The sequence below is a fragment of the Tatumella citrea genome (assembly GCF_002163585.1).
Lineage (GTDB): Bacteria > Pseudomonadota > Gammaproteobacteria > Enterobacterales > Enterobacteriaceae > Tatumella > Tatumella citrea.
In genome coordinates this window covers 747,403-771,859 of the sequence record NZ_CP015579.1, presented here as the reverse complement: position 1 = coordinate 771,859, position 24,457 = coordinate 747,403, and the positions used below count along the sequence as shown (strand labels likewise).

Sequence of the window (24,457 nt, the reverse complement as noted above, 5' to 3'; positions counted from 1 at the left end):
CTCCCGAAGGAGCGGCCCGATTCAGAAATCACCTGATGCTATCCTGGTGAATTAATGTGTCTGGTTGATCAGATTGTCCGGCAAAGCATAAGCAATAATATAATCCCCGACATCCGGCGAATGACTCATCCCCCCTGCCGAGATCACCACATACTCTTTACCTGTTACCGGAGATTTATAAATCAGCGGTGCTGCAACTGCTCCTACCGGTAACCGGGCTTTCCATACGACTTTACCGGTTGAGGAATCCATTGCCCGCAGATAGTAATCCTGAGTACCCGCGAAGAATACCAGGCCCGACGCGGTGGATGTCGGCCCTCCCAGGGTCGGCATACCCAGAGGTATTTGCATGTGCGTTTTAATTCCTAAAGGCCCGGTATCCTGAACCGTTCCCAGAGGAACCTGCCAGACCAGCTTACGGGTATTAAGATCTATCGCACTCATGCTACCGAATGGCGGATTATTACAAGGCACACCCAAAGGCGACTGGAGAATATCAATTTTCACGCCGCCATAAATACCGGCGATCTGCGGCCTGATGGTTCCCATAAAGCCCGGAACCTCATCAGTGGTAACTTTGTATTTTTTCGCGTTTTCCCGGGTGACTAACGACATTCTTAACGGCATGCGCATATCATTGACAAACATCATGCCGGTATTTTCGTCAATCGTCAGTCCTCCCCAGTTCATTCCCCCTAACAGGCTTGGCCATTCAATATACGGTTTTTCTGTCGGCGGGGTGTATGGACCCACATACACTGAATCTTTAAACATGATCCGGCAGTAAAGCTGATCAAAGGTAGTAATCCCCCACATTGATTTTTCTGTCAGTGGCTCCGCACCAATTGTTGGCATACCAACAGAGAAAGGCTGGGTTGGGGATAAATGCTCTCCTTCGGCTGCCGGGGACGAAACAACCGCACGCTCCTGCACTTCAGTCAGAGGCTGACCGGTTCGACGGTCAAGTACAAATATCTGACCAGTTTTGGTGGTCTGGATTAATGCAGGGACTTCTTCGCCATTAGCATTTTTCATCTGGTATAAAACTGGCTGAGAAGGTAAATCGTAGTCCCAGACATCGTGGTGAACTGTCTGATAGACCCATTTCACTTTACCGTTTGAAGCATCTACCGCAACAATCGCCGCCCCATACTTCTCTTTTGCCTGATTACGATCGCCACCCCAGTAATCCGGTGGTCCGTTGCCGGTAGGCAGATAAACCAGATTCAGCTGTTTATCATAGGTCGGAATAGTCCAGACATTGGGTGTTTCAAGAGTGAACTGATGATCGGCGGCCGTCGTATCCGCAGAGTCTTTTGCACCAACATCCCAGGCCCAGACTAATTTACCGGATAGCACATCAAAAGCACGGACTGTCCCGGAAGGTTCACCAGCAACAATGTCTCGTACCCAGCCTCCGACAACCGCCAGATGCCCCATCACGACCGGCAGAGAGGTTGGATGGTAACGTTTGCTGTTCTCGGTAGGCCCCATACCTTTTTTAAGATCAACGTAACCGTTGTCACCAAAGGTGGTACACAGAGAGCCATCGTGAGCATCAAGCGCAAATAAACGAGCATCGACAGAAGATACAAGGATCCGCTGACGGCACTGTTTTACTCCACTGAATTCGGCTTTTTGTGCTTCCGGCAAACCGGGATCGTTATCAATATCATAATAGCCTACCCCGCGACAGGTCACATGCTCAGCAGTTTTGGCATGAGGATCAAACTTCCACAATGCTTTACCACTGTCAGCATCAAGCGCAGTAATCAGGTTTTCAGGGGTGCATGAGTAGAGGACATTCCCGATTTGTAACGGTGTATTTTCATCAACGCCAGTACCTGAGCCGGTAATTCTTCGTCCGGTACGGTATGTCCAGGCCACCTGTAATTCACTGACATTACCAGGTGTAATCTGGCTATAGGGCGCAAACCGGGTGCCTGAAGCATTTCGTCCGTAAAACTCCCAGTTAGCCGGCTGGTCATCTGTTTTACTGGCATGAGGAGTTTGCGCGACCGGATTAGAAATACCACCGTGTGGATAGAAGGCAGCAATAAATGTGGCGACCAATGCCAAAAATACCACATTACCGAGCCAGTTAGCGGAACGTTGCAGGGATTTCGAAGCAACAGAATTCGCGGCACCATTCCACAGGCTAAGCAGCAAAATAATTGCCGGAATCAGCAGGCGAGGCAGAAGCAGCCAATAATCTACTGCTCCTGTTTCAGATAATGCCCAAATACAGGTGATAATAAAAACCAGAACAGAGTAAGCTGTAGTAAAGGTTTTTCTTAATAATGAAAAAATGGCCAGTAATAAATATGCCAGTCCTGCGATAAGATAATAATACGACCCTCCCAGAGAAACTAACTTAACGCCACCATAAAGCAATACCCCTGAGATAATAAGAACAACAACTGAAAATAAGATATTAAGAGTTTTTTTAATTGAAGAATTAAAACTCCCGGAATGAAGATCACTCATAATCTTTTATAATTTCCAATAGAAAATACAACGCCTCTCGCCGTAAAGCGAAGACTCAATGCAGTTTTATGTACCGATATTTTATCGCAGATTTAATCAGGTATAGTCTGTGTTATACCGCACAACCAATGACCACAGCCACAGAATTGAACATGATAAATATACAATAACCTTGCCATTGAATATTCAGACTTTTGCAATAAGCACTCTTTAGTTAATTATTGATACTTAGTTATCTTTGGTACCAGTCCTTACAGGAAATATAATCCATCAGGACCTGGTCCGACGCTCAGAACACTCAGTTAACCTTTCTGATACAGACGGAAACCAAAGTGAACATTATGTTACTCTTGTTAATATACCAAATCAAAGTGTAATCAGATGCTAACGATTAATTATTTTCATTGACAGTTGCGCAAAATAACATCAACTTTGAAAAAAAAGAGACTCTCAGAGTGGTTTGCGCATCAGCGCATTTTCCAGTGTCACGCCACGACGAACCGGGTATCCTCGTTCCATAACCACAAACCCCATCTGCCTGAAAAAGGGTTCTGCTGTTTTGCTTACCTGTGCCGTCAGTTCGCTTAACTCAAGACGTCCGGCTTGTTCATGGATAGCGTTCATTAACAGACTGCCAACCCCCTGACGCGGGTACTTTCCCGAAACAAAGAAATGATCAATATATCCGTCGGGTTGAACATCGGCATATCCGGCAATATCGCCGGCAATTTCCACCACAAACGGCTGCAGTTTTCTCATCATCGCTGTCCAGCGATGAGCATCAATATCCTCTGACGCCCATGCGGCAATTTGCTGCGGCGTATAATCCCGTGCTGCAATATCACGGATGGAGGAACAGAAGACCTGAAAAAGTGCAGCCTCATCCCCTTCTCTGAATCGTCGTAATTTCATACAGTCCTTATGGTGGCTAAACAGTGAAGCTCTGAAGGTGAAATATCAGCAAATTTTCATACCGTAATAATAGTTTTTTTCATGAAGATTCAGCTAACAGCACTGAGGATAGCGAGTGGATAACAGCAAGCAGAACCAGAAAACAAACATCAGATGTTCTCAAATACACAGCCTCCGGGGAATATTGCTCCACCGGAGGCTGCACATAATAACGTTGTCTGAAAAGCAGGGTTATGCCGACAGAATGGCTTATTCCGCCAACACCCAGACACTGACACTGCCAGCATTACAGAAGAATTGCCCGTGCCCCTGTTCATCAGTTTCAACAATATCTTCCCGGTTGCCCAGCAAATCACGCCATTTTCGCTGTGCTAACGCTTCACCGGTATCAATACTCTTCTCTCCGGCCTCACCGTTAGACATCACAACAACACATCCCTGCTGCTCTGCAGTACCACTGCGGCTAAAGGCGATGCAGTTAGGATGGTCAAAATAGTCAGTCTGAGCCCCCCAGGCATAAGTTTGTCGTGCCCGGATCAGCGTTTCCAGGTGTTCAATCACCGGGAGTTCAACTGTACATGGCTTACCGTCATCCCCTGCATCTTCATAGCTGGCCCCGGTCAGGTCCGGATAAAAAATGATAGGCACACCCTGCTCGCGCAATAAGGTCAACGCATAAGCTAAAGGCTTAAACCAGGGTTCTACCGGGGATTCCAGCGCCTGTAACGGCTGAGTATCGTGGTTGGCAACCAGCGTCACCGCGTGTGCTGCATCTGCTGCCACCAGTGTATTGTCAAAGATCTTGCTGAGATCAAAATCTGAACCGCCTTTGGAGGCATGATGGAAGTTCAGCTGGAGCGGTGCATCAAACAACATGGTTTTATAGTCAACCTGCTGCAGATAGTTCTGCAACACTTCCACTTCAAATGACCAGTATTCTGCCACCATATACATCGGTTGTTCCGAATGTTCCTGAATATGGTCAATCCACTCTTTATAGAACCAGGCAGGGATATGTTTCACCGCATCCAGCCGGAAGCCGTTACATTTGGTTTGATCGATAATCCAGCGACCCCAGTATTTCAGCTCTTCATTCACTGCATTATTTCGGAAATCGATGTTGGCGCCCATCAGGTAATCGTAATTACCGAACTCTGAATCTACCTGATCATTCCAGCCACCGGCGGTATAGTCGTTCACAATCTTAAAAATGCCGTTTTCGTCCGGATTTTCGATATGGTCAACGCCACTGAAGCAGCGGAAATCCCAGATAAATTTCGAATACTCACCCTTTCTGCCAGGAAAGGTAAAACGGGTCCAGGCTTCAGCATCAATGACTTCGTCACTGATATCATCACGATCATCCATATTCACGCGATTAACCTGGACCTGCTCTTTTTCATCCGCGCCCATCTTGTGATTAAGTACCACATCAATGATCACGCTGATCTTATTCTGTTGCAGAGCATTTATCGCTGCCAGTAACCCTTCTTTATCTCCGTACTTGGTCGCACGGGTTCCTTTTTGATCAAATTCGCCAAGATCAAACAGATCATAGATATCGTAACCCACTGAGCTTCCGCCGGAATCACCTTTGCAGGCCGGTGGCAGCCAGACACCTGTGATACCAATTTCTGACAGCCATGCGGCTTTTTCGGCAGCTTCCGGCCAGAGTTTGCCTCCGTCCGGGTAATACCAGTGAAAAAACTGAAACAGCGTAGGATTCTGCATAGTCGTTTTCCCATAACAAGACCGGTGGATGAAGTATGGTGCAGGATGGAAAAAAGTAGCAGCGGAGCTCAGAGAATTGTGTAAAAAACATCCACCAAAAGATAAAGACTGTTCAGCGCATTCCCTCACTGACGTAGTCTGCGAACAGGGCAAAAGTGAAGAAACAGGGCGATAATGCCGTGGCCACTTTTCCCGGCCACAGACAGTACACCCCGTGCTGACGATTTAGCGCAATACAGCAGCAGAACGAGACAGAGCACTGATCAGTTGGTCATTTTCTGAAACGGTTCTGAACGGTGACGGATACTGACGACGTGTATAGCCGTAACTGAGGCCGTGGCGGGGATCAGCGAATGCCTGCTGTCCGCCAGCCCCGCTGTGACCAAATGCGCCCTGACCGAGCGAAGGATAATATTCAGCGCTGGCATGAAAACCGACGGAAAACGCTTTGAAGTTTTTCAGTACCAGATCCTCGCCTCGTGACTGAATCTGTGTGACCTGCGACAGTGTCTCTGCTGTCAGCAGTGGTGGTTTATTTTCAACCTGACTGGCTGCCACAGCATACATTTTTGCCAGACCACGGGCAGAAGCTACACCGCCGAAAGATATCGTCCCCGAACGTCTGGCCTTCAGGGAGTTGACCAGTGCCCAGAGCGGCGGGTTGTCGGGATGATGGCGGTTAAACGCAATGCCAGCAATGCTGTCAGCTGCAGGAGCATTAGCCAGCAACTCCGCCAGTTTCTCAGGGGTAAGATCACCCGCTAAAGTTGGCTGATAACGCGAGTCCAGGGCCTCTGGCATCCCCAGGAAAAAATCCACGTCGTAAGCCTGCTGCACCCGTTCAGAAAAATGCTGCTGAACAGTTCGGCCGGTGACACGGCAGACCACTTCGTTCAGCAGAGCTCCAAACACCAACGCGTGATAGCCAAAAGCAGAGCCCGGGTTCCAGTAAGGACGTTGTCTGGCCAGCTGTTCAGCCACTCGCCGGTCATCGGTCAGCTCATCGGCAGTGAAGCCGTAGTCAGCACCAGGCAAACCCGCCTGATGACTCATCAGCTGACGCAGGGTGATATTTTCTTTACCCTTTGCTGCAAATTCGGGCCAGTAATAACTGACTTTTTCATCCAGGCTGAGCAGCCCGTCCTGTAGCAACAGCGCCACGACTAAAGCTCCGGCACCTTTACTGGCAGAATAAGTATCAAACAATGCATCAGCCGTGGTTTCCGGCCCGCTCCATAAATCAACCACCAGCTTTCCGTGGTGGTAGGCTGCCAGCTGAGCACTTAACTGCCCATTTTCGGCTGCCACAACTTCAGCAAAGGTGCTTTTTACTGCTTCAAAACCGGCAGCAACACTGCCATGGATCAGGTTTTCATCATTCATCACAGATGCCTTAATGGGGATACAGACGGCATATCTGGCACTGAGCGACCAGTAATCCGAATTTCATAAATTATCCGTTGTTTTTCGAATATAAAACTCAGTACTTAAGGTTTTATTAAGAATTAAATAATTTATACCTCACATTTCGTGCCAAATAACAATTTATTACACAATGTTTCAACCCCTACCGGTTTACTTTCAGCGCTATTCGGGATATTTCATATACTCATGAAAATGATATTAATTGTAATTATCATTTAGGATTAAGTGACGGGGAATTCTGGTGTTAGCAACTTTTGTTATCGCACTGCGTGAGGGGCTCGAAGCTGCTCTGATCGTCGGCATTATTGCCGCGTTTTTACGTAAAAACGGGAAAAGTCTGGGTGCCATGTGGGCAGGAGTCGTGCTGGCCGTTTTCCTTTCATTACTGGTCGGTGTTGGCCTCAGCCTGACCGAACGTGCTCTGCCTCAGGCCAGCCAGGAAGCGATGGAAACCGTGATTGGTCTGGTGGCTGTATTTTTTGTAACCGGAATGGTGATGTGGATGAACAACCACGCCCATGAAATTAAGCGCCAACTGGAAAGCGAAGCCGCCGTTGCCATCCGACAATCCAGTGCCATGGCGCTGGCCAGCATGGCTTTTCTGGCTGTCCTTAAAGAAGGCTTTGAAACCAGCGTCTTTTTGCTGGCGACCTTCTCAGTTGCTCAGTCTGCCGTCTGGGCGGTGGCAGGTGCTGTTCTTGGGTTGATCCTGGCTGTCGTCATTGGCTGGGGTATCTATATCGGTGGTGTCAAACTCAACCTGGGTCGTTTCTTTCGCTATACCGGCATGTTCCTGATTCTGGTTGCCGCCGGGTTGATTATCAGCGCTCTGCGTAGCGGTCATGAAGCTGGCTGGCTGAATATTGGTCAGCAACGGGTTGCTAATCTCAGTTGGGCCATCCCTCCCGGATCAGTACGTTCAGCACTGATCACTGGTGTTCTGGGTATTCCAACCGATCCCCGGTTACTGGAACTATGTGGCTGGGGTATCTACATCGTGCTGGTAGGTATTCTGGTCTACTGGCCACGTCATTTACGACCTTCAGCCACCCGCAGCCGCCAGTTACTGTTTGGTTCGGCCGCGGTACTGGCACTGGCTGCACTGGCGCTATTCAGTGGTTATCCCCGCGCGACCCTGCAACTTCCTGCCACAGCCCCTCTGCAAGGTGGTGGAACGGCTACTGTGCAGAAACAATCTGCCGGGGGCTACCAGTTACAGATTACCACCGCTCAACAGAAGCAACTTAGCTATGAGCTTGCCGACGGCCAGCAAAAAAGCTCAGAGCAGCGAGGTGTCGTATTGCAGCAATGGAATATTACCCGTCAGCCGGAAGTGAGTGGTCTGCCCGCAACGCTGACCGTCGATCAGGTCCTGGCACTGTACGGTAATCGCATTCCGGTTGGGTTAAGTCCGGCGCAGCACCCCGGCCCGTATAACGTTAGCTGGCAGGTCAACTGCTCGGTGGATGCTGAAACGGCAGGCCAGGCGCTCTACAGTGCAGCCGCTCACACCACCACGCTGATGACCCTTTCCGGTGGCGGTTTATTGTCTCCACGCACCTATACTGCCCGCAGCCCAATGCCGCAGGTCGGTTGTGACTGGCAGCTGGATGACAGCTGGCAATCTCAGGTCGATGACGCCATGCAAAATGTAGTTCAGGCACAGTTGCGTCATACCTTCTGGGCTATTCAGTTGCCGCTACTGTTAGGTTTGCTGGCCATTATTTTACTCATTCTGGCATTGCGCCGCCGGGACGATTCCCGTCAGGCATCTGATGCTGGTTATCGTTCTGTTTCTCCTGAAAACAAATAAAGGAACTATTCATGCTCAAATCTGCTTTTATTAAGAAACCCTCTGTTCTGAGTTCAGCAATCGTTTCGGCACTGTTACTGGTCTCGGTTGATGCAATGGCAGCCGGTGGTGCAGCTCCGGTGAGCAATGGTGTATCTCAGGTGAATGTCACCTTAACCGGCGCAGAAGGCGGAACATGTATCGTTGACCACAGCAGTGCCAAGGCTGGTCCGGTGACTTTCACCGTAGTCAACAAAACGGCTACTGCAATCACTGAACTCGAATTACTGAGTGACAACCGTATTCTTGGTGAAAAAGAAAACCTGGCTCCGGGGCTGCCTGCGGCTAAGTTCACTCTGACACTGGATGGCGGCAAATATCAGATTTACTGTCCTGGTGCTAAGCAGGAACTGATTAACTTTACCGTCACCGGTAAAAGTGCAGCTAAAGCCACCGGTAGTACTGCTGAACTGCTGAAGCAAGGTACTGTGGGTTATTCTGCCTATGTAAACGGTGTGGTAGACGCGATGGTAGTGGCGGTTGATCAGCTGAAAGCCGATATTGATGCTGGTGATCTGGAAAAGGCAAAAGCCCAGTATGCAAAAGCCCGTCCGTTCTACGAACGTATCGAATCTGATGTCAGCGGTTTCGTACTACCTGGTTTTAAAGCCACTGATAATGCCGGTAACCTCGATTATCTGATCGATATGCGTGCCTCTAACCTCGACCCTAAAGTGGGCTGGCACGGTTTTCACGCGATTGAGCGCGATCTGTTCGGTAACGGAAAAATCACCGACGACACCAAAAAACTGGCCGCAGAGCTGCAGCAGAATGTCACCAAACTGGACAGCCTGACTAAAGCGCTGACCTATAAGCCTGAAGATCTGGCTAATGGCGCGGCTGACTTGCTGGAAGAAGTACAGAGCAACAAAATCAGTGGTGAAGAAGAAGCGTTCAGCCACATTGACCTCGTGGACTTTGCCGGTAACGTGGAAGGTGCCCAACAGGCGTTTGAATTCCTGAAACCAGGCCTGAGCAAAATCGACCCTGATTTGACCAAACGTGTTGAAAGTCAGTTTGCTAACGTCAATAAAATGCTTGATGCCTATCGTGATGGTAAAATCGCCGGTGGTTATAAATACTACACTGCAGATCTGAAAGCCGCTGATGCTGCGAAACTGAGTAAAGCCGTTCAGGCGCTGCAGGAACCGTTATCTAAAATTGCAGAGAAAGTGGCGACCGTCGGAGGTGCCTGAGTCATGAAGGACAAACAGTTTGCGAAGCGTGATACCACCAGCGTTTCACGCCGTCATCTGTTGAAAGGAGCTGTGGCCAGTGCACTGGCCCTGCCCGGCGTTGCGGCTGCTCATAATGCAGCCGCCGCGAAAGCCGACCCGGAAGACCGGGTCGACCTTTCACAGCAACATGCCTTTTATGGTCATGCCGGTCAGGCCGGTGTGACTACCCCGCCTCAGCGTCATGTGATGTTTATGACCTTTGATATGACCAGTCAGAACCCGCGCGATTTGCAGATTTTACTGGCGCGGTGGTCGGCAGCAATTGCCCAGATGATGGCTGGTGAGATTATTGGTCAGGTTGAGCCGGAGAGAAACAGTGGAATCGGCATGGATACCGGTGAAGCGCTCGACCTTGCTCCGGCATCACTGACCGTCACCGTCGGATTAGGTCCACGTATTTTTGGTGATACTTATGGCCTGCAACAGCATAAGCCACCGTTAATGCGGGAGCTGGAAGAACTGCCCAGTGATAACCTGCAACCGGCATTGAGCGGTGGTGATCTTTCACTACAAGCCTGTGCTGACGACCCGCAGGTTGCCTATCATGCTATCCGGAATCTGGCCCGAATTGCCAAAGATACCGGAGCTGCGGCTACCCGCTGGTCAGTACTGGGTTTTGGCCGTGCCTCGGCCGGAAAAAATCAGTCGACACCTCGTAATCTGTTCGGTTTTAAGGATGGCACCCGCAACCTGACTGAGCAGAGTGATTTCGATAAATTTGTCTGGATTAACGATGGCGGTCCGGCCTGGCAGCAAAAGGGAACCTACCAGGTGGTGCGCAAAATAAAAATGCACATCGAAAACTGGGATACTGATCGCGTCAGCGACCAGAATGCGGTGTTTGGCCGGCATAAAGTCTCCGGTGCACCATTAAGCGGCGAAAAAGAGTTCGATACCCCGGACTTCCAGAAAAAAGGGAGCGACGGAACCCATGTCATCCCAATGACAGCGCATATCAGTCTGGCCGCTCATGAGAATAACCAGGGAATTCGCATTCTGCGCCGTTCGTATAACTATACCGACGGCATAAATAACCTGGGAATGCTGGATGCAGGTTTGCTGTTTATCAGCTATCAGAAAGACCCGGCCCATTTCGAAGCGTTGCAGACAAGGCTTGGTGCCGCAGATGCACTGAATGAGTATATCTCGCATATCGGGTCGGGAATTTTCTTTATCCCTCCGGCTCCGGCAGAAGGCGAGTATATCGGTGCACAACTGTTTGCCTGACAATAACTCTGGCTGTGCTGTTTATTGCATAGCGGATAATCAGGCTTCAGACTGACCCGCTGAACGGTGCAGATTCATCTGCACCGTTTTTTCTTGCCTGGCAATTGCCTGTGAGTCTGGCTTTAACCCTGGATCAGTTCACTGCTAAAGATTGTTGTTTTGCCGACAGCGAATCAATAAAACACGGAAGCTCATCAATATCACAATAGTGGTCAGCATGTTCAAACAGTACCGGCGCTCCCAGAAACACCGAATATCCCGCATGCTTCAGCATGGTAAAATCATTATTGTCGTTACCAAAAACCCAGGCATTATCTACTGCTATCCCCAGTTTCTGTAATGCAGCATATTTATTATTACTCGCAGGCGTAATATCAAAAATATCTTCATTCCGGTGATGATAGATAATGCTGTGACTTCCCTGCTCAAGCAGAAACCTGCTGGCTGTTTCCTGAAAATTATTGTCCAGAACCAGGATTTTAGTGACGCCTTCATCCACTACCGATTGCTGGTGAGTTTCGCAGGGAGTCAGAGAGCGGATATAGTCGTGAAACGGGTGACTTTTCGCAGAGACAGAATAGTTCCAGTTTCCGTCGAGCAGATACGGAACCTGTTGTTGTACTAACAATTCCAGTAGCCCTGAAAGTTCGTGGCCAGAAAAATTCTGACTAAACAGGCACTCCCCACTTTTCCACGCCATGCTGCCGTTACAACCAATCATCACATGATGATGCAGACTTTCCGGCAACAGCGGCAGCATGTCCCTGACCGGTCTGGCCGAGGCAAACACAATGTTGTGATGGCTGCTGATATTTTCTAACGCCAGCAACATCTCGCCAGAAAGCGGCTGGCCGTTTTTAATGATGGTCCCGTCTAAATCGAATATAAAATCTTTCATGGTTTACGTTCCGCCCGGTTTATATTTCCGGTACTGGCTGTAGTTCAAAAAACAGATGACTGGTCAGAAAGCATAGCCGTAACCCAATTCCCCTGAGTTACCCGATAACCGCTCACCGGTTAGTGAAGGAGTCAGACAATTGCTGATTTATTTTGCTGTAATCAATGTCTGAAACTCCACCGGAACAGTCACCAGATTATATTGTGTTACTGTAAGCAAGTCTCTTCCGGCGGTAACATTAACCTGCAAAGGTTATTATGTCGAAGCAGCAATCACGAGGTTTCGCCGGTCAGCAGTGTTTTGGGCTATGAGCCCGTGGGAAATGCGTTCTCCAGCGCAGCCCGTCGCGGGTATTGGTTAATGGCCGGTATTCACATCCTACCCATCCCTGATATCCGACATCGACCAGCGCATCGAAAATAAAATTCCAGTTAAGCTCGCCACTACCAGGCTCATTACGTCCCGGAGAATCGGCAATCTGCACATGCCCGATATGTGGAAAGAAATGGCGTAGTTTAGCCGTGACGTCCCCTTCACTTCTTTGGGTATGGTAGAAATCAAACAGCAGTTTAACGTTATTCGCTCCGGAATCCTGAATAACAGACAGCGCCTGAGCCTGAGTATGGAGAATAAATCGCGGATTATCATGAGGATTCATCGCTTCCAGAACCAGTTCGATATTATCCCTCGCTGCCAGTTCAGCCGCAGTTCTGACATTCTCAACCAAAGTGCTGTACGCTGCTTCATCACTGACATCCGGTTGCCGGATACCGGACTGAAGATGGATAGTCCGGCAGTTCAGGCCGGAAGCGTATTCGATAGCCTTCTCTATGTCGGCGATAAATGCTGTCACACTGTCCGGGTGACAGGCCTGACCGGAGGCTTTAAGCGATCCTGCCGGGCCGACCGGAGTATTAATCAGTACCTGCTGCAACCCACTGTTTGCCAATAACTCCCTGAAAAATAGAACGGAGTGCTCATAAGGCCAGGCAAACTCAGCTGCCTTAAATCCGGCTGCTGCCGCAGCATCATAACGCTGCTCAACCGGAAGTTCGGTAAACAACCATTTCAGGTTAGCGCTAAACTTTAGTAAATGAGTCATAGAGCACCGTTTTCTTACTGGAGGATACCGACACTCAAACTACGATATCGGCCTTATAGTATCAATATAATCTTCTGACATGTGAAATAACGATTAAAATCTACTTTCGGCTGGAGACATATCAATATTTTCGTCTCTTCAAAGTCATGAAATTAAAATACCAACTCACCTTAAAATGTTCCAATAGCACTCATTATTGCATCGAATTAATAAACCGCAGCTTTGAGCATCACTTACCCCATGTAAATCATTAGGTTAGAAAAAATTCTCGATATTTATTTACTGTTCAGCTTTATTCATTTTTCTTAAAAAATAAACCCATTATCCCCGACTGCATCTTATTTTTATATACGTTGCTTATGTTTTTCTTAATTTCTCTGAATAGCCATCTGTTGCACTATCCGGAGAACGTTATTTTCACCCTGACCAGATTCATGGGTGTTATAACCACGGCCACGTGGCAAGCCTGCAAATGACTATGTTGAGATAACTATAATGTCAAACACTCCAAAAGATAACGCTGTCGCAACCAGTATAGAACTGAGTACTATCCAGCCTATTCCTGCCAATGAGCGCCATGGTAAACCACGCGATCTTTTTACCATTTGGTTTGGTTCAAACATAATGCTACTCACGGTGATTACCGGAGCTCTGGCAGTAAGCATTTTCCACCTGTCTTTTATCTGGGCAACTATCGCCGTATTGATTGGAAACCTGGCAGGTGGTTTGTTTATGGCGCTGCATTCAGCACAGGGGCCGCAATTAGGTGTGCCGCAGATGGTACAGACCCGTGGACAATTTGGTTCATATGGCTCAGTACTGGTGGTTGCACTGGTCGTTATCATGTATATCGGCTTTCTGGCATCGAACCTGGTTCTGGGAGGCCAGTCACTTCATGCTATTTATCCCCCTGTCTCAACGGATAGTGGCATTCTGATCTCTGCAGTGCTTAGTCTGGTAGCCTGTGCCTTCGGTTATAATCTGATTCACGCATATACCAAAGTCATGTCGTGGGTATCAGGGATTATTTTAGTTGCTGCATTTGTCTGGATTATTTTCATTCATGGTCTGCCAACTGATTTTCTCGCACAAAATGGTTTTAACCTGAGCGGTTTTCTTGGAGCCATTTCTATTGCTGCACTATGGCAATTGGCCTATGCCCCTTATGTTTCTGATTATTCGCGTTATATGCCAAAAGATATTAGCGAAAAAAGTGTCTTTTGGTGCAGCTATCTTGGCTGTGTGCTCGGTTCACTGTTTCCAATGATTCTTGGGATTTTGGTATCAGTTTGCATCGTAAATGGCGATTTAATCACCGGGATTGTTAATATGACAGGAGGATTGTCTTCTGTCGTTATTATCGTTTTTGCTTTGGGAATTGCTGCTACAAATGCAATGAATTTGTATTGCGGAGTGCTCTGTACACTCACCCTCGGCCAAACATTTTTGCCAAAATGGTCGCCACTTTCAGGTTCCCGCATCGTAGTTTCAATTATCACTATTCTTATCGAAGTATTAATTGCCGTTTATGGCCAGGAGAACTTCCTGGTGAATTACACTAACTTTATTTTAATGCTGCTGTATGTACTGGTGCCCTGGACCGCTATTAATCTGGTTGATTACTATCTGGTCGCACACGGTAAATATGATGTTCCATCGTTTTTCCGTCGCGACGGCGGCATATATGGTTATTTCAATTCAAAAGCTATTTTCTGTTATCTGCTCGGAATTGTGGTTGAGATTCCATTTATGTCTACGGCTATTTATACCGGACCGGCAGCTAATATGCTGGGAGGCGCAGATATATCCTGGATTATTGGTTTGGCAGTTGTTTCACCGGTGTATTTTTTGCTCAGTCGTACTCAAACATCCACCCAGACCTCAATTGTTAAGTAATCACAGGAGATAGCAATGAACAATAGTGAAACCTATGACTACATTATTATTGGTGGGGGATCGGCGGGTTCCGTGCTCGCGTCACGTCTTGCTCAGCAGCCAGATCTGAAGATTTGTCTTATTGAGGCTGGAAGTCGTGATGATACACCACGAATTCAGACTCCTGCCGGAACTATCACCTTATATAAGAGTAAAAAGTTCAGCTGGAATTTTTACTCCATGCCACAAACGCGCTTAGGAGGAAGAACAATCCACGTCCCGCGCGGGAAAGCGCTTGGCGGATCTTCATCCATGAACAGTATGATCTATATTCGTGGCTTACCGTCAGATTATGATAACTGGAAAAAGCAAGGCTGTGACGGCTGGGGCTGGGATGATGTTCTGCCGTGGTTCAAATATTCGGAGAAAAATTTACTCTCACAAGATCCTGCTTATCATGGATTTGAAGGCGAATTACTGGTTGATAAACCTCGCGACCCAAATCCACTATCCAGACTATTTGTCTCCGCAGGACAAAGCTGCGGATTAGCTGAAAACAATGATTTTAACGGCAAATCGCTGGCTGGTGTTGGCATTTATAACGTCACCCAAAAAGATGGTAAGCGTTTATCAAGCTATCGGGCTTTTTTACATCCTCATCTGGAACGCAGTAATTTAACCGTCAAGACGGGCTGTACTGTGCAAAAGTTGATTATCGAAGACAAAATAGTCAAAGGTGTTTCTGCGACTGAAGAAGGCAGCACTGAGACAATATCACTTCTTTGTCGCCATGAAGTGATTCTCTCAGCAGGCTCAATTAGCTCGCCGCATATTTTAATGAAATCAGGCATCGGACCAGCAGCAGAACTTGAAGCTGCTGGCATCACCGTAATACACCCTCTGCCTGGTGTCGGGAAAAATCTTCAGGATCACCTTGATGGTCTGGTCACTGTTCGCTCTAAAAGCCCGGTAACACTCGGCTTTTCATTGGCTGCATGGAAACCGATTCTGACTTCTCCGTTCAGTTACTTGTTACGCCGTAAAGGCTGGCTAACCACCAACTATGTAGAGGCCGGTGGATTTGCCAGCACAAAACTTAGTCAGGGTGAACCCGATATTCAGTTTCATTTTGTACCGGGTTACCGCAGCCATCGTGGGCGTCTGTTTGAATGGGGACATGGTTTCGCTATCCATACCTGTGTTCTGCGCCCAAAATCAATCGGTGCATTACATTTGCAACGTGACGGGAAAATCGCCATCGACTTCAATTTTCTCGCGGACCCTTATGATGCCAACGTTCTGGTTGAAGGAATAAAAGCAGCAAGAAATATCCTGTCCCAACCAGAATTTAAAGCGCTGCATGGCGAAGAGATGTTGCCTGGTAAAAATATTCAGACTGACGAGCAATTACATCAGTACGTCAAAGAGTATTGCGCCACAGTTTTTCATCCGGTTGGCACCTGTAAAATGGGCCTCGATGCAATGAGCGTCGTTAACCCGGATACCCTTGAGGTATATGGGGTAGATAACTTACGAATAGCAGATGCATCCATTATGCCAACGCTTATCAGCGGTAATACTAATGCTCCGTCAATTATGATTGGTGAGCGTGCAGCCAGCATGATTCTCAACAAAATATCTTCAGCAAGCGTGAGTCAACAGGAAAACACCTATGCATAACCGTGATTACTGGCAAGACCTGCTAAAGAAACAAAAATTTATTCGCCATTCGTTTATTGAAGGTTCCCCCTGGTTTGCTAAAAGCGGGAAAACTTACGAGGTGATTAATCCGGCCAGCAATATGGTACTGGCTGAAGTAACCGCTTGCCAGGCTGATGACGTAGAAATAGCTGTACGTTCAGCGCGTCAGGCATTTGATTCAGGCATCTGGTCGGATTCCCCGTTATCGCATCGTAAAGCAGTGTTGCAAAAACTGGCAGAACTGATGCTGGAACACAGAGAAGAACTGGCTCTACTTGAAAGTGTAAGTATGGGTAAACCAGTACTTGATGCTTTTAACATTGATATTCCGGGTGCTGCTCACGTCATTTCATGGTACGCAGAAAGCATTGACAAAATTTATGATGAAATTGCCCCGACCCGACCGGGTACTCTGGCTACAATCACCCGCGAACCCGTGGGAGTAGTGGCTGCGATTGTTCCCTGGAATTTCCCGCTGGATATTGCTGCATGGAAAATCGGTCCGGCATTAGCCGCTGGCAATAGTGTGATACTCAAACCTTCGGAGCATTCACCTTTCACCGCTTTAAAGTTAGCTGAGCTGGCGTTGAGAGCCGGGCTTCCGGCTGGCGTTCTGAATGTCGTCACCGGCTTGGGAATGGAAACCGGTGCAGCTCTGGGATTACACAAAGATGTTGATGTCATTACCTTTACAGGCTCGACAGCGGTCGGCAAAGCTTTTATGGAATATTCAGGCAAATCAAACCTGAAACAGGTCTGGCTTGAATGCGGCGGGAAAAGCGCCAACATCATTTTGTCTGGTTGTCAGGACCTTGAGCTGGCTGCAGAGAAAGCGGCATTCGGGATTTGCTTTAATCAGGGTGAAGTCTGCTCGGCTAACTCCCGGTTATTAGTTGAACGCAGTATTTATGCTGACTTTATGGAAAAGCTTCTCGAACAACTGCAGCACTGGCAACCCGCACATCCAATGGAACCAACGGCAAAGATGGGAGCAATGATCTCAACTGCGCACAAGGATAAGGTACTGAATTTTATTCATACCGCGATTGAACAAGGCGGAATTCTTCGTGCCGGGGGTGAGCAGGTAGAAATTGAATCAGTAGCTAATTACATTTCTCCAACGGTTATTGAGGTGACGAGCGATGATATGGCTTTATGGCGTGATGAAGTTTTTGGCCCTGTATTAGCGATCAAAGTCGTTGAGGACGAAAAAGAAGCTATTGATCTTGCTAATAACCATATCTACGCCCTTGCCGCATCAATATGGTCTGATGATCTTAACCAGGCCCACCGCGTTGCCCGTAAACTCAACGCAGGGACAGTTTCGGTGAATACTGTTGATGCTCTGGATGTCACTGTGCCTTTTGGTGGTAATAAACAGTCAGGGTTTGGTCGTGATCTGTCATTACATGCTTTTGATAAATTCACCAAATTAAAAACAACCTGGTTTGAATTCCGCCAGTGATTGTTGTGGGTATTTAACCCGTTTTACAATCGGGTTAAATACCTTAAGCAGCATCAGGCTTTAAATAAATCGACTGCCTTCAGGCTGAAACCACTATCTATCACACTGTTAGTAAATGTATTCAGGACAAACATAAGTCATTTCGAAACATCAACACCAAAGTATTTTATTGAAATGCGTTGATAGGTCCCGTCATTTTTTATGTCTTCAATAGCACTATTTATTTCCTTACGTAGCTCAGGATTATTCTTTCTTATTAATACAGCTTCCTGTTCCGCATTGGTTTTTTCAGCAACAACCTTCACCGGGGCATCAGGTTCATGCTTTTTAAAATCCAGGAAAGAAAGATTGCTATTGATAGTGGCATCAGCACGCCCCTGAATGACCAGAGCAATTGACTGATCAAAACCATCTGTACCTACAACATCAGATCCAAGTTTACGCGCATCCAGGGCAAAGCTACTGGTCAGTGTTAGTGCTGTTTTTTTTCCTTTCAAATCGGAAAATGCATGAATCCCTGTATTGTTTTTATTCACAATCAGTACAATCTTAGGAGCGATATATGGCTCTGAAAAGTCATATTTTGCTTTACGTTCAGGTGTTATTGACACCTGATTGATGACCGCATCGTAACGATTGGCATCCAGTCCTGCAACCAGCCCATCCCATCGCCCTTCAACAAATTCAGCTTTCACCCCGATCCGTTTGGCAATCTCGCGAGCAATATCAACGTCAAAACCTACCAGCTTTCCCGAAGCATCATGGTACGTAAAAGGTGGGAATGTGCCTTCTGTACCGACTTTAAAAACGCCATCCGATTTGATCTTCGTGAGATCATCCTGAGCATATCCATTGCTAATGAAGCCGAGTGGAATAGCAAATACCAGTAAAGAAAATAAATATGACCTCATAACAGCCCCTTTATAACCCAATATATTAACAATATTACCAGCCTAAAAATTAATATTATTTTTTAATCATAAAACAGCCTTGATTAAGGCCGTATGACATATAGACCATGCTATAATTTTGACAAGCACCAGCAAATTAAATTATCGATTTCTTTATAAAATCACACTAAAGCCACCCCAAATTTCTCAATGCGAATATAAAAGTCACACCAGGCAACTATTATTTATGATAAAAAACACCTGAAATATATCACGCACATCCCTTAGAATTAATCATCAATAATTGATTTTCATTTCCAAAATAAGCCTAAATTATAAATTACCTTAACAAAGATACTTTTAATGATAAGGTTGATTACCTTTAACCGGAGCGATAGTGCTGTCGGGAACACATTTGCATTGCGCATCAGCGCAACCCCGCGAGGGCGAGCCTCAGGGATGAGGCGAGTCATCGAACCAGGTTCGATGGAGAGTTCGGGCCGCTGCTATTTACAGGTAATAAAAAGCAAAAAACCCGCCAGAGGCGGGTTCTTCTAAATAGTGGTGCCCGTACCCGGACAAATGCGTCGGGAACATATTTGCATTGCGCATCAGCGCAACCCCGCAGGGGCGAGCCTCAGGGATGAGGCGAGTCATCGAACCTTGTTCGATGAAGAGTTCGGGCCGCTGCTATTTACAGGTAATAAAAAGCAAAAAACCCGCCAGAGGCGGGTTCTTCTAATTAGTGGTGCCCGAACTCGGGAACATTCAGCTTTCTATTAAGTTGAAATCTAGCATAAATATTAATCGCTCTAGTTGTCAAGACCCGTGTTGTGACCCGTAATTTCATATGTAGATCAAAATGATGTAGCACAGGCGATAAAGAAATGTCTGGTTCGTTCCTTTGGTTCGATTCCCTATGGTACTAATAAATCGTAATGACATTAGCGTTACATTTGCTGTATGATCAATATCCAGAGAGTAGGCCGGAGGATAACATCATGCCAGCGACGAACAGCGTTTCTGTTAAACGCGAAACACTGAATTTACGCATCAAACCCGCAGAACGGGATCTGATTGATCGTGCAGCTAAGGCCAGAGGAAAAAATCGTACCGATTTTGTCCTTGAAGCTGCTCGCGCTGCAGCGGAGGAAGCGTTGATCGATCAGCGCATCATCATGGCAGATCCTGACGCTTATCAGGAATTCCTTGCCCGTTTGGATCAAGCTCCCTCTCCGAATGCCGCGCTGCGTAAAACCATGCAAACACCTGCACCGTGGGAACAGAAAAAATGATTTCCGCCCCTGAGCCACTCCGTGCCGAACATGTACTATCTTCATTCTGTTGCGGCGTGGAGTCTATGGACAACTGGCTAAAACTACGGGCGATGAAAAATCAGGTCACTGGAGCATCACGAACTTTCGTCAGTTGCGATGATTCAAAAGTGTTGGCGTATTACTCATTGGCTTCCAGTGCTGTAGCAATGAATTCAGCTCCCGGACGTTTTCGCCGAAATATGCCCGATCCTATCCCGGTCGTGGTGTTGGGGAGGTTGGCTGTGGATACGTCATTGCATGGTCAAGGTGTTGGCCGTGCTCTGGTATGTGATGCTGGGCTAAGAGTGATTCAGGTTGCTGATACTATCGGCATTCGCGGGATGCTGGTTCATGCGCTGTCTGATGAGGCACGGGAATTTTATCTACGGGTGGGGTTTGAACCTTCGCCGATAGATCCGATGATGCTGATGGTGACGTTGGGGGATTTGGTTGGGAGTTTTTAATTTCAGACTATTTTTTTCAGTACCATTTAGAAATGAATGTTATTTTTTCGGAGTGTTTACAATTATTGTAAGTTAAACTTTATAGAGGGTAATATGATTGACATAAATTCTTTTGAAAAGATGGAAAGTACACAGTCACATACATTTATTAATTTTTCTCAAGGAGTGCCTTATACGACTTTAGGATGGAGTAGCTATAAAAATTTCAATAAGAAAATGAATGATATCTTGTTGAAAGTGAAAGATGAATTTGATGTCGATGTTTATCTTCAGGAGTATGAGGATATTAATATATCTGAGAATTTTTATTGGATATATAGTTTTTCAGTAAATGAAAAAGATGTTTTGATAAATATAAATTCTTTTATTAAAAGCAACGTAAATGATGTGATGAACTGTTTTTTTATTAAGGAGGACGATGAACTATACTCTTTCAATAATCATGATGAAAATTTTAAAAATTACATGCATCCCTTTTTGGCAAACTATTATTGCCATATGGTTTTTACTTATGACATGTATATAAAACCTACGCATCCACCAAGAGAAAAATCTTATAGTAAAGAGACTTTCGATATTTCTAAAGTCAGTACTATAATGAAATTATCTGAATTTAAAAAAACAATTAATGATTATATGAGTATTACCAATCATTCTGAGCATCATGAGTATATGTATGCTGATGATGGCTTTTTTTCGAGTAAGTATGAAGGAAATAAAACGCTGAGGGAGGAGTGCCTTCCAATAATAAAATATGTTGAATATAAAAATATTCCGAAGGATTTATACACTCAGTTGGGTATTAAAAAAGATAATTTTGACGCAAAAATATTCAACGATAAGTTTGCTATTATATTGGAAATAACATCTGCTGTGCCTGATCATGACCATCATTACTTATCAATAAGAAAAAGTGTCACACCAGAAGGATATTTGCCAGTAAAAAATATGCACGATTTGAAAAAGGAATTTGATATGTTCCCTGACAAAATTGTAAGGGCAATAAACTTAAAGCATGAAAAGGAATATGGAGATGAAAGGATACTTATAGTAAATATGCCCATGGAGTATACATATCAAAATGAGGGGTATATAATAGATGAAATCTTAAAGGAAGTAAAAGAAAGGGTGGTGCGAGGAAAAGGCAGCTTTGTTGAAATCCTGCTTAATGATAAGAAAATAATAAAATTATTTTAAATTAAAATGTTTTTTAATATGGTTTGTTATATCAAGAGTATTTAAAATGATTATGCTATATTCATGGTCTGCAATGTGGTAACAATTTTTTGATGTTGATATCTGCGATTTATACATATAGATAATGAGGTGGGGTTAAGATTCATCTGTCAATAAAAACTAGTCTGATGCATGGTGTCCGAAAAATGGTAATCCCAATAAAGAAGTTGAAGTGGAGTTACCATATTGGGACAGATACAAAGATATTTTAGATTAAATTGATCTATGTATCAAATCCGAAAACATGACGATGCCGCGCTTCCAGCGGGATGTGTTGACGGTTAACGATGGCGTTTTCACGCTATTGAACAGCAGCTCAATCACGCGTTTCATCTGCGGGGTGGGTACGATATAGAAAACGTACATCCAGTGTTGCTGCGTGCGGGTCAACAAATGGTTGGTGATAATCACCATGATAATTGGCTTTGGTTTTCAGACTGCGCTCAGTTTCTACTGCGATGGCTGTTCCGTCTGGTAACGTTATCACCCCGTTCAGGTGATATAATTGATAACGGCTGCGGAACGTTGAGCAAGTGTAACTAACCCATCCATAAGCGCCTTTCTTTTCCAGAATAAGCCGTGTGAGCTGGTTATCAAGATGATACTCCAGCATCCAGCCGGTGATTTTCGAAGACTCGAACCGAGCAGGAAAACCATCATCATCTAGCGTGATGACAACGGCTAATCCGTCGTTTGTGATCCCCCCGTTCGTCGAACTGAATGACCCACAATCTGATCCACAGATTCCCGATACGAAGGGATAAATCAAAACGCATCGGAAAAGATTTTTAAGACAACTTATTGAATCACAGGAATATATTGATTGGTAAGGTGGTATAAAAAAGGAAAGGTGGTACCCGGAGGTAGGTATCACTCCCTCACCCGATGTAACAGCCACCAGTGAACCGTTTTCATATTGCTTGCGTCATTTGAATATCTGGTTTGCATTGATGTCATGCAAGTGTACGACATGAGACACGGTCATGCTGGGCTTCATTGTCTGGTGGATAATGGTAATTTTTCCTGTAGGGTACGGCGGTGACGCTCTGATAACACTTCAACCATCGTACCAGTTTGACTGGTGTTAAACATAGGTCTATGCCTATGTCTTACTGTCGAGGTATCCGGTTTAAACGGGGCTATTACACGTAGATAGCTGAGTCATGTTCTGGCACACTAACGAGTAGTCTAATCTTTTCAGCCTGAGACGCAAATGAAACAAGATAACATCATCCAAAAAGTCTGGAGCCTTTGCAACATTTTGCGAGGTGACGGCATAACTTACTATCAGTATGTGTCCGAGCTCAGCTACTTGCTTTTTCTCAAAATCGCGGAAGAAAATGGGACAGAGACACTTATCCCTGAGGGGGCTCGTTGGGCAGATTTGGAGTCACATAGTGAAGAGGGGCTGCTAGGATTTTATCAAGAGACGCTTACTCACTTAGGTGCAACCGTAGAAAATGAGGTTATCAAAGCCATTTATGCGTTTCCTACGACAGTCTTTTCTCATTCAGAGAACCTTAAGGCAGTTATTGATGGAATTGCAAAAATCGATTGGCATCAAGTGGGTAAGGATGGATTTGGTGATTTTTATAGTGGCTTAATTGATAAAAGTGCGCAAGACACCCGTTCTGGTGCAGGACAATACTTTACGCCTCGACCATTGGTTGAGGCTATTGTCAAATTAACAAAACCAGCCCTCGGCGATCTTATTCAAGATCCTGCTACTGGAAGTGGTGGTTTCCTTGTGGCTGCTAATGATTATATTCTGCGTGCTAATTCCATAAAAGAATATAAATCTAACCCTCCTAAATATCAGGGGGTAGAAATAGAAAAAAATACTCGTAGAATTTGTTTGATGAATACATTTTTACACGGCTTAGATGCGGAAATTATTTATGGAGATGCTCTTACTGATGATGCAGAAAGCTTAGAACCTGCAAATATTATACTTGCTAACCCACCGTTTGGTAGTAAAGCAGGTAGCAAACGCCCTCTAAGAAATGATATTCCATTTCCTAATAGCAATAAGCAACTTGCTTTTTTGCAGCATATTTACCTTTGCCTCAAACCTGGTGGTCGTGCTGCAGTTGTTCTTCCTGATAATATTTTATTTGAAGGCGGTGTTGCAAAAGCAATAAGAACGGAATTGATGGATAAATGCAATCTTCATACTATCTTACGGCTGCCTACTGGGATTTTTTATGCTGCTGGCGTAAAAACAAATGTTCTATTTTTCTCTCTGCAAGGTGATGAAAATCAGAGGACTAAGAATATTTGGATCTACGATATGCGTGCGAACATGCCGAAGTTCGGAAAGACTTCTCCACTTGAATATAAACACTTTGAAGACTTCATTAATTGCTTTGGAGATGATCCATATGGATTGTCCCCTCGTCAAGATCAGGGAGGGGATGGTCGTTTTCGCTGTTATACCAGAGAGGCTATTGCCAAGCGAGGAGATAATCTAGATATTTCTTGGCTTAGCGATGATGAATCGGTAAGCGACTTGACCGATATCGATGAAATAATGACAGCAATTGTTGGTCATCTTAATTCTGCACTACTAGATATTGAGGCGATTGCAGATGAGCTTGCAGATACCGTAAAATTAAGGGATTGATAATGTTTAACTTGA

Annotated in this window: 17 protein-coding genes and 2 pseudogenes; 10 read left to right on the top strand and 9 right to left on the bottom strand. The window is 45.8% G+C overall.

The window, feature by feature from the left end; genetic code table 11:
• Positions 1 to 51 precede the first annotated feature (51 nt).
• The 4 genes from A7K98_RS03660 to A7K98_RS03645 all read right to left on the bottom strand — a co-directional run bounded on the left by A7K98_RS03660 (position 52) and on the right by A7K98_RS03645 (position 6,513).
• Positions 52 to 2,487, bottom strand: a complete 2,436-nt coding sequence (locus A7K98_RS03660) for a membrane-bound PQQ-dependent dehydrogenase, glucose/quinate/shikimate family (protein WP_087487350.1) — start codon at positions 2,485 to 2,487, stop codon at positions 52 to 54.
• Positions 2,488 to 2,937: 450 nt separating this feature from the next.
• Positions 2,938 to 3,399, bottom strand: a complete 462-nt coding sequence (locus A7K98_RS03655) for a GNAT family N-acetyltransferase (protein WP_087487349.1) — start codon at positions 3,397 to 3,399, stop codon at positions 2,938 to 2,940.
• A gap of 249 nt (positions 3,400 to 3,648) precedes the next feature.
• A complete protein-coding gene (gene amyA, locus A7K98_RS03650; RefSeq protein ID WP_087487348.1) occupies positions 3,649 to 5,130 on the bottom strand; it encodes an alpha-amylase in 1,482 nt (493 codons plus the stop codon).
• 225 nt (positions 5,131 to 5,355) lie between these two features.
• A complete protein-coding gene (locus A7K98_RS03645) occupies positions 5,356 to 6,513 on the bottom strand; it encodes a serine hydrolase domain-containing protein (protein WP_087487347.1) in 1,158 nt (385 codons plus the stop codon).
• 283 nt (positions 6,514 to 6,796) lie between these two features.
• Between A7K98_RS03645 and efeU the strand changes: the two genes are divergently transcribed.
• Genes efeU through efeB form a run of 3 tightly spaced genes read left to right on the top strand, consistent with a single transcriptional unit; the run spans position 6,797 to position 10,872 of the window.
• The gene (gene efeU, locus A7K98_RS03640) at positions 6,797 to 8,368 is read left to right on the top strand and encodes an iron uptake transporter permease EfeU (protein ID WP_087487346.1); all 1,572 of its coding nucleotides are present in this window, start codon (positions 6,797 to 6,799) and stop codon (positions 8,366 to 8,368) included.
• A gap of 11 nt (positions 8,369 to 8,379) precedes the next feature.
• Positions 8,380 to 9,603 (top strand): iron uptake system protein EfeO, encoded by a 1,224-nt coding sequence (gene efeO, locus A7K98_RS03635; protein WP_087487345.1) that lies wholly within the window; start codon positions 8,380 to 8,382, stop codon positions 9,601 to 9,603.
• Between the two features lie 3 nt (positions 9,604 to 9,606).
• Entirely contained in the window at positions 9,607 to 10,872 is a 1,266-nt protein-coding gene (efeB, locus tag A7K98_RS03630; protein ID WP_087487344.1) for an iron uptake transporter deferrochelatase/peroxidase subunit, read from the top strand.
• Positions 10,873 to 11,005: 133 nt separating this feature from the next.
• Here efeB and A7K98_RS03625 read toward each other — a convergent pair whose 3' ends face one another.
• Positions 11,006 to 11,770, bottom strand: a complete 765-nt coding sequence (locus tag A7K98_RS03625; RefSeq protein ID WP_087487343.1) for an HAD hydrolase family protein — start codon at positions 11,768 to 11,770, stop codon at positions 11,006 to 11,008.
• A 289-nt stretch (positions 11,771 to 12,059) separates the two neighbouring features.
• Complete coding sequence (locus tag A7K98_RS03620) at positions 12,060 to 12,872, bottom strand: hydroxypyruvate isomerase family protein (RefSeq protein WP_087487342.1); 813 nt, start codon at positions 12,870 to 12,872, stop codon at positions 12,060 to 12,062.
• Between the two features lie 495 nt (positions 12,873 to 13,367).
• On the opposite strand from A7K98_RS03620, the gene A7K98_RS21525 reads away from it, so the two are divergent.
• The 3 genes from A7K98_RS21525 to A7K98_RS03605 are packed head-to-tail and all read left to right on the top strand — an operon-like array spanning position 13,368 to position 17,913.
• Positions 13,368 to 14,768, top strand: coding sequence for a purine-cytosine permease family protein (locus tag A7K98_RS21525; RefSeq protein WP_232461587.1), 1,401 nt, complete (start codon positions 13,368 to 13,370; stop codon positions 14,766 to 14,768).
• A 15-nt stretch (positions 14,769 to 14,783) separates the two neighbouring features.
• Positions 14,784 to 16,427, top strand: coding sequence for a GMC family oxidoreductase (locus tag A7K98_RS21520; RefSeq protein WP_087487340.1), 1,644 nt, complete (start codon positions 14,784 to 14,786; stop codon positions 16,425 to 16,427).
• A complete protein-coding gene (locus A7K98_RS03605) occupies positions 16,420 to 17,913 on the top strand; it encodes an aldehyde dehydrogenase (protein ID WP_087487339.1) in 1,494 nt (497 codons plus the stop codon). Before A7K98_RS21520 ends, A7K98_RS03605 begins: the two co-directional genes overlap by 8 nt.
• A gap of 137 nt (positions 17,914 to 18,050) precedes the next feature.
• Here the strand turns inward: A7K98_RS03605 and A7K98_RS03600 are convergent, their stop codons facing one another.
• On the bottom strand, positions 18,051 to 18,824 hold the full coding sequence (locus A7K98_RS03600) for an amino acid ABC transporter substrate-binding protein (RefSeq protein WP_087487338.1): 774 nt from the start codon (positions 18,822 to 18,824) through the stop codon (positions 18,051 to 18,053).
• A gap of 980 nt (positions 18,825 to 19,804) precedes the next feature.
• On the opposite strand from A7K98_RS03600, the gene A7K98_RS03595 reads away from it, so the two are divergent.
• The 3 genes from A7K98_RS03595 to A7K98_RS03585 all read left to right on the top strand — a co-directional run bounded on the left by A7K98_RS03595 (position 19,805) and on the right by A7K98_RS03585 (position 21,780).
• Positions 19,805 to 20,098, top strand: a complete 294-nt coding sequence (locus tag A7K98_RS03595; RefSeq protein WP_038917748.1) for a type II toxin-antitoxin system TacA family antitoxin — start codon at positions 19,805 to 19,807, stop codon at positions 20,096 to 20,098.
• Positions 20,095 to 20,583, top strand: coding sequence for a GNAT family N-acetyltransferase (locus A7K98_RS03590; RefSeq protein ID WP_087487337.1), 489 nt, complete (start codon positions 20,095 to 20,097; stop codon positions 20,581 to 20,583). Before A7K98_RS03595 ends, A7K98_RS03590 begins: the two co-directional genes overlap by 4 nt.
• A 93-nt stretch (positions 20,584 to 20,676) precedes the next feature.
• A complete protein-coding gene (locus A7K98_RS03585; protein ID WP_087487336.1) occupies positions 20,677 to 21,780 on the top strand; it encodes a hypothetical protein in 1,104 nt (367 codons plus the stop codon).
• 262 nt (positions 21,781 to 22,042) lie between these two features.
• On the opposite strand, the pseudogene A7K98_RS03580 reads toward A7K98_RS03585, so the two are convergent.
• Both A7K98_RS03580 and A7K98_RS21535 read right to left on the bottom strand, forming a co-directional pair.
• Positions 22,043 to 22,522: pseudogene (locus tag A7K98_RS03580) on the bottom strand (MobC family replication-relaxation protein); the annotation flags it as partial.
• A 156-nt stretch (positions 22,523 to 22,678) separates the two neighbouring features.
• Positions 22,679 to 22,884: pseudogene (locus tag A7K98_RS21535) on the bottom strand (transposase); the annotation flags it as partial.
• Between the two features lie 148 nt (positions 22,885 to 23,032).
• Between A7K98_RS21535 and A7K98_RS03575 the strand changes: the two are divergent.
• Complete coding sequence (locus A7K98_RS03575) at positions 23,033 to 24,442, top strand: class I SAM-dependent DNA methyltransferase (RefSeq protein ID WP_087487335.1); 1,410 nt, start codon at positions 23,033 to 23,035, stop codon at positions 24,440 to 24,442.
• Positions 24,443 to 24,457: the final 15 nt, after the last annotated feature.

Excerpts from the sequence above, each read along its gene's own strand:
- A7K98_RS03660 (WP_087487350.1), bottom strand. The coding sequence starts at position 2,487 with ATGAGTGATCTTCATTCCGGGAGTTTTAATTCTTCAATTAAAAAAACT.
- A7K98_RS03655 (WP_087487349.1), bottom strand. The coding sequence starts at position 3,399 with ATGAAATTACGACGATTCAGAGAAGGGGATGAGGCTGCACTTTTTCAG.
- amyA (WP_087487348.1), bottom strand. The coding sequence starts at position 5,130 with ATGCAGAATCCTACGCTGTTTCAGTTTTTTCACTGGTATTACCCGGAC.
- A7K98_RS03645 (WP_087487347.1), bottom strand. The coding sequence starts at position 6,513 with ATGAATGATGAAAACCTGATCCATGGCAGTGTTGCTGCCGGTTTTGAA.
- efeO (WP_087487345.1), top strand. The coding sequence starts at position 8,380 with ATGCTCAAATCTGCTTTTATTAAGAAACCCTCTGTTCTGAGTTCAGCA.
- efeB (WP_087487344.1), top strand. The coding sequence starts at position 9,607 with ATGAAGGACAAACAGTTTGCGAAGCGTGATACCACCAGCGTTTCACGC.
- A7K98_RS03625 (WP_087487343.1), bottom strand. The coding sequence starts at position 11,770 with ATGAAAGATTTTATATTCGATTTAGACGGGACCATCATTAAAAACGGC.
- A7K98_RS03620 (WP_087487342.1), bottom strand. The coding sequence starts at position 12,872 with ATGACTCATTTACTAAAGTTTAGCGCTAACCTGAAATGGTTGTTTACC.
- A7K98_RS21525 (WP_232461587.1), top strand. The coding sequence starts at position 13,368 with ATGTCAAACACTCCAAAAGATAACGCTGTCGCAACCAGTATAGAACTG.
- A7K98_RS21520 (WP_087487340.1), top strand. The coding sequence starts at position 14,784 with ATGAACAATAGTGAAACCTATGACTACATTATTATTGGTGGGGGATCG.
- A7K98_RS03605 (WP_087487339.1), top strand. The coding sequence starts at position 16,420 with ATGCATAACCGTGATTACTGGCAAGACCTGCTAAAGAAACAAAAATTT.
- A7K98_RS03600 (WP_087487338.1), bottom strand. The coding sequence starts at position 18,824 with ATGAGGTCATATTTATTTTCTTTACTGGTATTTGCTATTCCACTCGGC.
- A7K98_RS03595 (WP_038917748.1), top strand. The coding sequence starts at position 19,805 with ATGCCAGCGACGAACAGCGTTTCTGTTAAACGCGAAACACTGAATTTA.
- A7K98_RS03590 (WP_087487337.1), top strand. The coding sequence starts at position 20,095 with ATGATTTCCGCCCCTGAGCCACTCCGTGCCGAACATGTACTATCTTCA.
- A7K98_RS03585 (WP_087487336.1), top strand. The coding sequence starts at position 20,677 with ATGATTGACATAAATTCTTTTGAAAAGATGGAAAGTACACAGTCACAT.
- A7K98_RS03575 (WP_087487335.1), top strand. The coding sequence starts at position 23,033 with ATGAAACAAGATAACATCATCCAAAAAGTCTGGAGCCTTTGCAACATT.